We start from the raw sequence: 12,096 nt of genomic DNA, 5'->3' as shown, positions 1-12,096 counted from the left end.
GCGAAATCTGGCGCCAGGCAGATATGACTGGACGTTGCTCTGGAACGAAAAAATCGCAGGAAGCAATGTTTCGCGCAAGCTCCGAAGGGGTAAGGCGCAGAGATACGCCGATCAAAGTTGTCACTATGGCTACAACTTGTGTAACAAATCTGCCGGAAGTAGATTCGGACAACCGCAGGCTGGCCCAATGAGCACCGCCCAAGGATGGCGGCGTAGCAGCAAGCACAAGCGTCCCAGACCTGCACATGGAAGGCTTTGCCGCATAAAGGCAGAATGGCCCGTAGCAGCTAAGCCAGAGCCGCGATAGGCAAAACCCGGCGACTTTAGGGAACCACTGAATAAGTCGTGATTGCTTTACGCCAACTAATATCACCCCAATTAATCCCGAAGATCACAACAATAGAGTGGTCATTTCTGCTCATTTCGAAACCAATTGGTACAATTTTATCTCAGCCCAAATCTAACCAGACTTAATCAGCGCTCCCCTAGTCTAACTTACGTCAGCTAAACGGTTCCCCCGCCCCAATTATCAAACATTGAACCGGAAATGGATTATGTCACCGTCTTTGACCTGATAATCCTTGCCTTCTGAACGGAGTTTTCCCGCCTCACGTGCGCCCTGCTCGCCTCTAAATTTGACAAAATCATCGTAGCTGATCACCTCGGCACGTATAAAACCCCGCTCAAAATCTGTGTGGATGACCCCGGCAGCCTGGGGTGCGGATGCATTGGCTGGGATCGTCCAGGCTCGAACCTCTTTTTCACCGGCAGTGAAGTATGTCTCGAGCCCCAGCAACTGGTAACCCGCCCGAACAACGCGGTTCAGACCCGGCTCATCCAATCCCAAATCGGAGAGGAACTCTTCCCTCTCATCCTCTTCAAGCTCCACAATCTCAGCTTCAATGGCGGCACACACAGAAACCACTTCAGCCCCCTCTGCAGAGGCAAGCGTATTCAACGCATCCAGATGCGGGTTGTCTTCAAAGCCATCTTCCGCAACGTTTGCAATATAGAGGATGGGCTTTACGGTCAGCAGGAATAGTTCCCGAATCTCCTGTAATTCATCATCGCTGAGCGCCATAGAACGCACTGATTTACCGTCATACAGATGATCACGTATGCGCTCCAACAAGGCCTTGCGGGCAAGCACCTTCTTGTCACCAGTCTTCGCCTGGCGAATCGTCTTGTCCAGCGCCTTTTCCACGGACTCCAGATCAGCCAGCGCCAACTCATTGTTGATCACCTGAACATCGGCAAGTGGATCGATCTTACCCGCCACATGCACCACGTCATCGTTCTCGAAACAGCGCACCACCTGCGCAACCGCGTCTGTCTCACGAATATTGGCAAGAAACTTATTCCCGAGCCCTTCACCTTTGGAAGCGCCTTCAACCAGTCCGGCGATATCGACAAACTGCATGGTAGTCGGAAGCACTGCCTGAGGATTAACGATCCCGGCGATTGCATCAAGGCGCGGATCTGGTAAGGGGACCACTCCCACGTTGGGATCGATAGTACAAAAAGGATAATTTTCGGCCGCAATAGTGGCCTTTGTCAGAGCGTTGAAGAGCGTCGACTTACCCACATTGGGGAGCCCAACGATACCGCATTTAAAACCCATATTCCGGAGCCTCAAAAAGGCACAAAGCATACCGGAAATGAGGCCGGACTTTCCAGCAGGGCGCGAGGTTCCCCGCACTATCTCCTGCTTCGACGCTATTTGATCAGAAAAAGCTTGCCGAAGTTGGCAATCTTCAAGATCTCATTGATCGCGTCATTTCCGTTGGCAAGCACCACGCTATCCTTCACCTTTGAGCTGTGCTCACGCAACTGCAACAGCATCCCCATCGCGGAACTATCCATATACTCAGCCTCAGCCAAGTCCACCACAAAGCCCATCTCGCCCTTTGGGTAGGCCTTGTAGGCATTAATAAAATCCTGGTGTTTGGAGAAGTCAAACCGTCCGGATATCTTTATCGTCACACTCGTGCCATCTGATGACTTTGATGTAGTTACCGACATATTTGCCTCACAATCTACGTTCAATTTACTACTTGGCCTGTGGATCCATCTGAAAAAGGTGGCCAAACCCAGCTATTCGCAATATCTCACCAACTGACTGATTAAAACCTATGATTCGGATATTTGAGTTATCACCACCAGAGCGCTCACGTAGCACCAACAACATTCCCAGCGCAGAACTATCTATGTAATCTGCTCCAGACAGATCAATCGTGTAGTGGCTCTTTAACGGATCATTTTTGCCATAAGCCGCACGAAACTCCTGATGACAGGAAAAGTCAAAGCGCCCAGTGACAGTGATTCTGATGCCACTTCCAGCATCGTATGTAGTGCTCGATAGACTCATTCTCTTAATCCCCACATACGCCGCCGCTAAAAAAGCTCCACATCACCCTCACTCATACTCTCCTGATCCACCGGCTTATGGGTGGCCATATCAGCAAACTGCTGTTTGAGCGATTCGCGGACCGTACGGATACTGATGGCAAGTTCCTTCGGAGTCGTTTCCGGGGCACTCACCATCCTATTGATCTCGGTCTGCATTGACTCAAATATATCCTCAATTTTTGAAAAATGTTCTTCACTATAACCGGAAAGCTGGCGCACGATATCCTCAAACTGCAATGACCGCACAGCCGAACCAACCTGGTTATGAATCTCAGAGGACATTGATGAAACTTTAGCCAAATTATCCGCAATGACTTCATTCACTTCTGCAACCTGCCGCATCATTTCATCAACACGTGCTTTTGAGTGAATTGCAAAGCCCATATCTTTCGAAGCCAGGGTTGCAGCTGAGTCCCTAGCCTCCTGAATATTTTCCTTAGAGGTACCTATTACGTTCCTGATCTGATCGTTGAAGCGGTTTGATCTCTGCGAGAGCTTACGCACTTCATCAGCAACCAACAGCAAACCCCCGACCTGCCTCACCCGCCCGAGCAGCCTCAATAGCTGCATTCAGCGCCAATAGATTGGTTTGATCGGCGATCACCTTAACATCCGTCAGCAATGAATCCGCATGCTCCATCTCCTTGGACATATCCTCAACACGCTCCACCAACATCATGGTATTGTGGCTAATCGTGACAACGTGCTCGACAAAAAAACGCAGAACTTTGTCCGTCTCACTGGCAAAGTCAGCAAATGTGATCTTTTTGTTACCTTCGCTCTCAATACCGTCTGACACACTCTCTATCAGACCCATTACCAGTTCCAACTGCGCCTGTGATTGTCCATTTATCCCGTTAAAACTCTCTTGCAGTGTTTGGACCGCATCATTGATCAAGGTCTGAATCTGGGCCTGCTCACTTCGCAGCTTGGCAACCTGCTCACTAACTCCAAGTTTAATTTCCCGCGACAAGGCACCCATCTCGCCGATTAATTCACCGCCACCAGCAAGGGCACGAATGCTTTGTTCTCCTTGCGTCAGTTTTTTACGATTTCGGTAATCGAGCAGCCCCCAAATGAGAGTCAGCACTGCCAGCATCAGGACACCAACCCAGCTCACCCCCATTGGCCAAGCGGCCAATACAAATAGGCTAGAAAACACCCAAGGGTGCCAGGATTTTGCAAAATAGTTGGCCATCTATACCGCCAAATTGATCCGCTCTGCTGCTAGAGTATTAGGTCTGCCTCACTCATTATCGGCGCTTTGGTATGAATCTTGAGAGCGATGCATCTCATGCCCGCAGGTCCGGGCACCTTGAACTATTGTTTGCATAGTTCAGTGAGGCGCATTCCGATCTTTTGCAATGGAAGAACTACCTCCACATAGCCACGCTTGACCGCTTCTCCAGGCATTCCCCAGACCACGCTGCTCTTCTCATCTTGCGCTATGGTCGGTGCACCAGCCTGCCGCATCTCTCCCATGCCTTCAGCCCCATCATCACCCATTCCTGTTAGCATTACTGCAATTGCATTTGGGCCTGCATTTTGCGCTAGGGAGCGGAACATCACATCTACCGACGGCTTGTGCCTGTTCACCGGAGGACCATCATTCAAGCTGCATATGTACCTCGCCCCATCGCGTCGCACTAAAAGATGGCGATTACCAGGAGAAATATAGACATGTCCGGGCAGAATCTGCTGTCCATTCTGAGCCTCGCAAACAGTAAGTTGGGTAATGCCATTGACGCGACTGGCGAATGCGGCACTAAACGCTTCTGGAATATGCTGTGAAATGACTATGCCAGGAAGGTCTGGCGGAAGATCCCTTAAAACATCCTTGATTGCCTCTGTTCCTCCCGTCGAGGAACCGATCCCGATAATCCTGTCTGTTGTCCTGAAGTGGCTTTTCCCTCCACTCCTGGCAAGAACCGCATCTGCTGACAGCTTATCCGAAGCAGTCAGCGGTGCTTTTGCAACCCGCCTTTCCAGCACCTGCACTTTTGCCCGCGCTGCAGTTTTTACCTTCAAAATTATTTCTTCCGCATAATCAGGCAGCTGCTGTGCAACATCCAGCTTGGGTTTAGAGACAAAATCAACCGCCCCCATCTCAAGCGCCTGCAGCGTCACATCGGCACCCTGTTCTGTAAGCGTGGAAACCATTACTACTGGCATTGGGCGTAGTCGCATCAGATTCCCCAAAAATGTCACTCCATCCATACGCGGCATCTCAATGTCCAGCGTCAAAACATCAGGTGACAATTTTTTTATTTTCTCTCTCGCCTGGTATGGGTCAACTGCGGTGCCAACAATTTGAATACCAGGATCGGCGTCGAGAATCGATGTTAGGAGTTGCCGCACCAAAGCAGAGTCATCCACCACTAAAACTTTGATCATGCCATCCTCTTCTATCTATTCAGGATCCCCAGCCAACAACCTACCAATCGACATCAAAAAAGCTCTACCGCCCCTTCCAGCGGCTCTTGTTCGATATCGTGCTGATATACTTTTTCTCGCTGAACAATTGTATCGTTGTGCATGCGTTTAAGTTTTTTCACTCTAACCCGCCCACTCGCAGGAAAAAACACAACTTTTCTAGGATATATATCTCCCACATCCTCGCTCATCAGTTTCAGCCCTTCCTCCTGAATGTATGACTTCACAAAATCGACATTATTTCCACCCACATTCGATATGTTGCTGATGATTTTCCCTCCACCAAATATCTTTACCGCAAGGTTTGGCCGGTGCCCTCCATGTTTAAGTATGTCATTGATCATGTGCTCCATTGCATAGTTTCCGTAGCGGGTAGCTCCACTGATAATTGCCCCTCCTCCCCAGTTTCCGCTCTCACTAAGAGGCAGCATGAAGTGATTCATTCCGCCAATACCAAAGACTTGATCCCAAACACACGCTGACACACACGAGCCAAGAACTGTAGTAATAATTTCATCTTGCTTTGTAACATAGTATTCGCCAGGCAGAATCTTTGCCGCAGCAGTGGAATGTTGCCTGTCCCAGTAGCGGTTGATCCGTTCAAAGCCAGGAAGTGGCTTGCCTAATTGGTGACGCGACATTTTAGTTCTACCTGATTTTTCTGTATATGGTCTTGCCAATTAACTCGAAACGATCGGTTAACTTAAACAATGACTCAGAATGCCCAATAAACAGATAACCTCCCTCTTTGATGTTGTCCGCAAACCGCTCAACCAACTTGGTTTTTGATACCTTGTCAAAATAGATAATCACGTTCCTACAAAAGATCACATCCTGCGGCTGTTCCAGCCGCCAATCCTCCATCAGATTTAACTGACCAAAGCGGATTAATCCCATGATTTCCGGCTTAAGTCGCACCATCCCACTATTAGCCCCCTTCCCTCGCATGAACCATTTCTGCAGTCGCCTTGAATCAAGACCATCAACACGCTCATCGGAATAGACACCAGATGCTGCTTTCGCAAGAACGTTGGAATCGATATCGGTTGCCAATATCTCCGCATTCCATCCAACATGAGGAGCGAGAGCCTCATGGAGAGTTATTCCAAGGGAATAAGGCTCTTCACCAGTTGAGCAACCTGCCGACCAAATGCGGATCTTCCGTTCGGCAGGCTTATTCTTCACCATTTCTGGGACAATAGTTTTAGAGAGGTATTCGAAATGGTGATTTTCACGGAAGAATGAGGTCAAGTTGGTTGTTACCGCATTAACCAACTCGATCATTTCTTCACCATTCGGATCGTTTCGAATCAGATCACAGTAAGAATCAAAATCCGCCAATCCCAACTTACGCAACCTTCGTGAGAGGCGCGCATAGAACATATTGAACTTGTCGTCGGTAACAACAATGCCCGTCTTCTTGTTCGATATAGAGCGCAGAAAATCGAAGTTCTGCTGAGAAAAAACAAATTCTCGCTCCACCATACTCGACACAACCTCCATACACTGCACCATTGTTTACGGCAAACTTGCACTAGCCTTAAAAAACCGCCGCTTGGCAGCCTGCCCGCCGATCAAAAAAGCTCAATATCATTATCAGGCTCATGTGTTATCCCAACGCCATTAGCCAGCACCTCATCAACAGTTTTCCCTTCAAGCAAAGAATCAAACATTGCCTGTTCTTCACGCATACTGTACTTGGAGCGTATTTTTGTCTGCAGCCCAATCCACTCATTTGGGTTGAATATTCTACTTCCGTCCTCAACCAACTCAGAAAGGGCCGCCAACGCATGACTCACATGTGCCAATCGCTGTGATAGCTTGTCGTAAAATTGGAATGCAATAACACCAGCCTGCATCTTCTCAGAGATCAGACTGCTTTCCTTTTCCACTTCTGCAATTAGCCCCTCATCCTTTCCTGTGTTCTGCAATCGCTCAACTGCCTGGACAATTGAGCTGGAACTTTCAATCATAGAGGTAAATGAATTTGTAAGAGTCTCTACTGAGTCATCTCCCTCTCTCATGGCCACCTCAATCTGTGCCACTGCCAGGTTCAACATCCGAACGGTTTCACGAACCTGACTCCAGTCAAGATCAGGCTGGGTCGCAGTTGAAGGCAGATTGTTGTGCATTGACATCCCCATCTCCCCCTTGCCACTCATTCCGACTTACCCGCCAACTCAATGGCTTGGGCCACCCCCACCAACTTGACAGCATTGACAAGAACTTCTGATGCACTCCCCCAAGAAATTTTCAAGTGTTGCGAGTTTGCTTCTTTGAATATCGCACATAGCAACTGAATGCCTGCGCCATCAATCCGCTCCACACTTCCTCCGTGAAAGGTGAGAGTGCCGCCTGTCGAAAGTGCAGACTTCACTGTATCGTGCAGATTGCTTACTTCCTGTATTGTCAGACTATCTCCAAGATTGATTCCGCCCATCTCATCATCCTCTTGATTAGGCGCAGCCACAGTCAGATCATCATCTGTTGTCCCATGTGCCTCATTGAGGGAGGCCTCGTTTTCATCACAATCGACCTCCTGCGCATCAGAATCCACCGACGCCACCTGTTGTTCTGTGCCGGCCCCAATCTCTGGTACAAAATCAGCTACTGCCCCCCCAGCAACATCAACTGGTACATTTTTGGCATCCAGTTCATCGAAATTAGCAAGCGGATCATGACTCATCACCGACACCTGGGGCCTTTTTTTGGAAGTACTCACATCGTCCTCCTTTCAAGAAGATCGGTTGCCAGAGCCTCGAACTCTTTTGCTGACTGGCTTGATCGGCGATATTCGAATATGGTTCGCCCGACTCCAGGGCACTCTGCCATCACTGCGGCTTCCTTTATGGGGTTTGCCAACACCTGTCCGGGAAAATGGCCAAGCAGTTTGTCGCACACCTCCCTAAATAGCCGCCTGCGAGGATAGACACGACTCATCTCAATCCATTTTTCGTGGGGCTTTTCAAGATATGGCTCAAACCGTTTCAGCGTCATCATCATCTTGGCCAGACCGCTGAGAGAGAGGTAATCACCACTAACCGGGATCAGAACCTCATCAGCAGCAAACATGGCATTCGAGACAAGAATTCCCGCCGATGGTGGACAGTCGAACAGGATAAAGTCTTGATCACTGAACTGACCTTCCAGCGCATTCTTAAGAATACTTGCCCGGGCGGCTCCCCCCCCCTCAACTCTTCCACCTGCTGTAGGTTGTTACCCGCCGACACCAACTGCAATAAATCACGTGTATTTATCACTGCAGATTCCAGTTCTGCCCCGTTTAACAGAACCTGATCCACACCCTCCACAGGTGGCCGAAACATCCCTAGACTGGCTGCGAGCTGGCCTTGTGGATCAAGATCGATAACCGTAACTCGATATCCTTTCAAGGCCAGTGCATGCCCAAGATTGGTAGTAATGGTTGTCTTACCCACTCCCCCTTTCTGGTTGATTACCGCAATACGGCGCATGCTTTTATTTACCTCAGATCAGTCGACGTTTTCTAAGGAGCTCTGAACAAATCACAGACGACAACCTTGCGGTCCATATTTCCCGCTGCTGCGTTTGAAATCTAGGCAATAGACCACTTATTACCTGCGATCTCCGCCTTGCATCGGGAAACTTGACCTCATAATTCTGCTCGCCAAGATTCATCCAGAGGCGCCTAACACCCCTAGATCATCAGGGGAAAACAGCTTATCCACATCCAGAAGGACGACCATTCGCTCGCCCTCTGACACCATCCCTGTAATAAACCGGGTGTTAATATGAGCCCCCAAATCAGGCGCAGATCTCGTCAAACTGTCACTTATATCAAGCACATCTGAGACACCATCCACCACAACCCCGACTATGTTGCTTCCCTCGCCCTGCTCAATAGAAAGCACTATGATCACCGTTGTCGGCGTATACTCGATTTTTTCAAGCTTAAAGCGCGCCCGAAGATCAATGATCGGAACAATGGCGCCACGCAGGTCGAGCACTCCCTTCACATACTCCGGGGTGTCAGGCAAAGCCCTCACCTCTTCCCATCCCTTGATCTCTTGCACACGAAGGATATCCACACCGTAGTGCTCACCACCAAGAGTAAAACTCAGATACTGGCCACTCACCGACTGCGCCACCTCAGTTGAACCAGCCTCACTACCTACCTTCATATCAGCAACCATTTTTAAACCTCATTGCCACTCTCTGTCATACAACAAGGATTACTCTTCCACCATCGCTTCTACCCGCTTTAGCAGATGGATGATCTCATCTGAAAGCGGGCCAACCTCTGCAAACGCAGCCTCTGCATTTTCATCATCTCCAGCGTTCCGAAGAGAGACCACATCTTTGATAACGGAGTGCATCTTCTCATGCAGCTTCTCCATCACCTGCATCTCTTCGATATACCCATACTCATCCATAGCAAAACCATAGAGCCACTTTCCAAGTGCACAATCACGATGAGACACTGCCTCTTCGTTATGCATCGACTTCTTACCATCCAAAAAGTCACGCAACCGCATCTTCCATGAGAGATGTGCAGCGCGAGCAGCATGAAAATCGAAGCTATCTTCCTCTCTTGCTTCGCAAGCTCCACCACTATGCTTGTTCTCCAGGTTGAAAAACCGTATCAACCTTTCCATATCCTGCGCCTTTTCACTCATAGCGACCGCTGTCGAAGAAGTCTGCTCCGCCAACGCTGCATTCTGCTGAGTCAACTCATCCATATTGGTGACAGCCTGGTTGACCTGTTCAATACCTTCCGATTGTTCGAGACTTGCCGCTGCAATTTCAGAAACGATATCTCCAACCTTTTTAACTTCTGAAACAATCTCTTCCAGAGTGGAACCCGATTCATTTACCAGGCTTGCTCCACTTTCAACCTTCGCAGCACTGTCTTTGATCAGATTTTTTATCTCCTTCGCAGCAGTTGCGCTTCTACCGGCAAGATTTCTTACCTCTGTAGCAACCACTGCAAAACCACGCCCCTGCTCTCCGGCCCGAGCCGCCTCGACAGAGGCGTTCAACGCAAGAAGATTGGTTTGAAATGCAATCTCGTCGATAACACCGATGATCTCCGAGATCTTGTTACTTGACTGGTTAATTTCATCCATGGCATGAATCGCATTTTGTACGACCGCTCCACCGCGCTCTGCAGAGCTTCTCGCCCTCATCGCCAACTGATTAGCCTGTTGCGCATTGTCCGCATTGTTTCTAACCGTTGATGTCAACTCCTCCATACTTGCGGCAGTCTCCTGAAGACTGCTCGCCTGCTGTTCGGTACGGGCAGACAGATTACTATTGCCCGAAGATATCTCGCCCGCCGCACCGATCATGCTGTCCGTTGCCTCTCTCAATTGAGCGATCATTCTGTTGAGATTAAATGTAGATTCGTTCACCGCCTCCTTAATTTCGCCAAAGGTTCCTGAATATTCATGCGTGATCCCTTCGCTCAGATCCCCTTCTTTGACTCGCTTCATCGTGCTAGCAACATCATCAAAAACGCGACTCATCTGATCGATCAGAGCATTGATCCCTTTTGCAAGATGACTAAAGAAACCAGTTTTTCCTTCCAGGCTGACCCGCCTGCTCAGGTCACCGTGGAGCGCTGCTGCCACGATATTCTCCAGCTCATCCTCGACAGCCACTTCACTGGTCCGGTCACTCCATTCCACTGCAGTACCCAGACGCCGGCCATCCTCCGTAAGCACCGGATTGGCGATAATGCCCATGGTTCGACCGCCAATCCTCAACTCCGATCTATAAGTTTTTGTGAGGCCTTCTAGCATTTTTGCCTGGCGATCAGAATGCTTGTAGAGCAGATCAATGTTTGTCCCCATCAACTGACTGGCATCAAACTCAGGCAGCTGGCTACGAATATCTGCTTCAGCCACCTCAAACAGAGATCGAACGGTCTTATTCATGTAGACGATATTACGTTCATTATCTGCCATCATTACGCAGCTTGAGACGTTATCCAGTGCAGTCTTGATGCGGGCCACTGATTCCGCCCTCTCCCTGGCATCGTTAACGTCAAATCCTACCTTCGTCTGCATAATTTTGATGCCGCGATAGAGATCACCAATCTCATCCCCACGACGTAACTCAATGTCATCAGAAAAGTGCCCTTCAGCGATTCGGCGAAAATACCCAAGTGAAGCCTCTATGGGATTCAAAACAGCACGTTTCAGAACCAGGAAGAAGATAACAAAGAGCATGACGAAACCAACCGGCGGCATCAGAGCTGACACGCTCTTTCCGAAACCTATGGTGCTTTCAAGCTCGGCTGTCTGAGCAGACGTCAAGCGGGCGTACTCCATCTTCAGCGTCTCAAGGCCCTCAAGCGCAGGCTGGTCATTGATCTTGACCACGCCATCGATTGCAGTTGGCGACTCTCCAGCGGTACTCATGCTCACCACTTGGTCGATCATTCCGGCATAGCTGTCAGCGACACTACGTATTTTCGACAGCGCTTGCTGCTCCTCTGATGAGACTGAAGCAAGGGCGGCGTACTGGTCCAAAAGTTTCAGTAGCTTTTGATAATTGCCGCGGAACCGCTCTGCATACTTCAGCTGGCCACGCAGCACATAGTTTTTAAAGTTGTGTATCGCACCACCATAGCCAAGTTGTGACTTCATCTCAGAGAGTAGAGTCTGCCGCTCTGCAACCTGCTCCTGATAGTTATGCCACTGCACCTCTGCATGCTGCATAGGACTCCATGCCGCCACTCCGGAAATCAAAAAGCTCACGGCCATGAACAGCATGACCAGATAGAACTTCTTCAACAGAGGCAGATTTCCTATTCCTTTCAGTCTGCGAGTCAGCCAGCCATCACCTTTATAACTGCCACTGTTGATCGCCCGATAGAGCACTTCTGCACCTTCAACCTCCTCCGCTGTAGGCTTAGTGCGCACTGACATGTACTCCACAACCTGGCCATTCTGATAGATAGGCGTTACGTTTGCCTTGACCCAGTAATGGTCACCACTCTTTGCCCGATTTTTGACGATACCGGTCCACGGATGTCCCTTCTTAATCGTATCCCAAAGATCCTGAAACGCCGCCGCAGGAACATCTGGATGACGCACGATATTGTGATTCCTACCAAGCAACTCAGCCTCGCTAAAGCCTGAGATCTCGATAAAGGCACCATTGGCAGAGGTGATCATGCCTTTCAGATCTGTCGTGGAGACAATGATCGTATCTTCCTGCAACGGGATCTCGACCCCGGTTACCGGCTGGTTGACTTTCATAGCGCGATCT

General features: G+C 49.4%; 13 protein-coding genes and 1 pseudogene. 1 reads left to right on the top strand and 13 read right to left on the bottom strand.

Annotated features, from left to right (window positions below; genetic code table 11):
• Positions 1 to 191, top strand: a 191-nt coding sequence (locus tag RIFP1SYM_RS17720) for a hypothetical protein (RefSeq protein WP_240991981.1), incomplete at its 5' end; no start/stop codon positions are given.
• A 338-nt stretch (positions 192 to 529) separates the two neighbouring features.
• Here RIFP1SYM_RS17720 and ychF read toward each other — a convergent pair.
• From ychF to RIFP1SYM_RS00715, 13 genes and pseudogenes are all read right to left on the bottom strand, one after another.
• Positions 530 to 1,621 carry a redox-regulated ATPase YchF gene (gene ychF / locus RIFP1SYM_RS00775; RefSeq protein ID WP_039959452.1) on the bottom strand — a complete coding sequence of 364 codons (1,092 nt, stop codon included), beginning with the start codon at positions 1,619 to 1,621 and terminating at the stop codon, positions 530 to 532.
• A gap of 95 nt (positions 1,622 to 1,716) precedes the next feature.
• Positions 1,717 to 1,983 (bottom strand): STAS domain-containing protein, encoded by a 267-nt coding sequence (locus RIFP1SYM_RS00770; protein ID WP_006473580.1) that lies wholly within the window; start codon positions 1,981 to 1,983, stop codon positions 1,717 to 1,719.
• A gap of 67 nt (positions 1,984 to 2,050) precedes the next feature.
• Positions 2,051 to 2,368: an STAS domain-containing protein gene (locus tag RIFP1SYM_RS16700; RefSeq protein WP_082626959.1), complete on the bottom strand. Its 318-nt coding sequence runs from the start codon at positions 2,366 to 2,368 to the stop codon at positions 2,051 to 2,053.
• A 26-nt stretch (positions 2,369 to 2,394) separates the two neighbouring features.
• On the bottom strand, positions 2,395 to 2,928 hold the full coding sequence (locus tag RIFP1SYM_RS17715; RefSeq protein WP_240991980.1) for a hypothetical protein: 534 nt from the start codon (positions 2,926 to 2,928) through the stop codon (positions 2,395 to 2,397).
• Positions 2,918 to 3,607 carry a methyl-accepting chemotaxis protein gene (locus RIFP1SYM_RS17710; RefSeq protein ID WP_005958600.1) on the bottom strand — a complete coding sequence of 230 codons (690 nt, stop codon included), beginning with the start codon at positions 3,605 to 3,607 and terminating at the stop codon, positions 2,918 to 2,920. The genes RIFP1SYM_RS17715 and RIFP1SYM_RS17710 overlap by 11 nt, the downstream gene beginning before the upstream one ends.
• Before the next feature lie 122 nt (positions 3,608 to 3,729).
• Positions 3,730 to 4,803, bottom strand: coding sequence for a protein-glutamate methylesterase/protein-glutamine glutaminase (locus RIFP1SYM_RS00755; RefSeq protein ID WP_005958599.1), 1,074 nt, complete (start codon positions 4,801 to 4,803; stop codon positions 3,730 to 3,732).
• A gap of 53 nt (positions 4,804 to 4,856) precedes the next feature.
• Positions 4,857 to 5,483, bottom strand: a complete 627-nt coding sequence (gene cheD, locus RIFP1SYM_RS00750) for a chemoreceptor glutamine deamidase CheD (protein ID WP_039959446.1) — start codon at positions 5,481 to 5,483, stop codon at positions 4,857 to 4,859.
• A 7-nt stretch (positions 5,484 to 5,490) separates the two neighbouring features.
• The gene (locus tag RIFP1SYM_RS00745; RefSeq protein WP_240991979.1) at positions 5,491 to 6,327 is read right to left on the bottom strand and encodes a CheR family methyltransferase; all 837 of its coding nucleotides are present in this window, start codon (positions 6,325 to 6,327) and stop codon (positions 5,491 to 5,493) included.
• Between the two features lie 89 nt (positions 6,328 to 6,416).
• Entirely contained in the window at positions 6,417 to 7,004 is a 588-nt protein-coding gene (locus RIFP1SYM_RS00740; RefSeq protein ID WP_010085744.1) for a hypothetical protein, read from the bottom strand.
• A complete protein-coding gene (locus RIFP1SYM_RS00735) occupies positions 7,001 to 7,564 on the bottom strand; it encodes an STAS domain-containing protein (protein WP_005958596.1) in 564 nt (187 codons plus the stop codon). The genes RIFP1SYM_RS00740 and RIFP1SYM_RS00735 overlap by 4 nt, the downstream gene beginning before the upstream one ends.
• Positions 7,561 to 8,315, bottom strand: a pseudogene (locus RIFP1SYM_RS17705) (ParA family protein). The gene RIFP1SYM_RS00735 and the pseudogene RIFP1SYM_RS17705 overlap by 4 nt, the downstream one beginning before the upstream one ends.
• Positions 8,316 to 8,495: 180 nt before the next feature.
• Complete coding sequence (locus RIFP1SYM_RS00720) at positions 8,496 to 9,014, bottom strand: chemotaxis protein CheW (protein WP_005958594.1); 519 nt, start codon at positions 9,012 to 9,014, stop codon at positions 8,496 to 8,498.
• 39 nt (positions 9,015 to 9,053) lie between these two features.
• Positions 9,054 to 12,086: a methyl-accepting chemotaxis protein gene (locus tag RIFP1SYM_RS00715; RefSeq protein WP_005958593.1), complete on the bottom strand. Its 3,033-nt coding sequence runs from the start codon at positions 12,084 to 12,086 to the stop codon at positions 9,054 to 9,056.
• Positions 12,087 to 12,096: the final 10 nt, after the last annotated feature.

Source organism: endosymbiont of Riftia pachyptila (vent Ph05) (assembly GCF_000224455.1).
In the GTDB taxonomy this organism is placed as follows: Bacteria; Pseudomonadota; Gammaproteobacteria; order Chromatiales; family Chromatiaceae; genus Endoriftia; species Endoriftia persephonae.
Note: the sequence above shows the minus strand (reverse complement) of the source record. Positions and strands in the feature narration are given on the sequence as shown.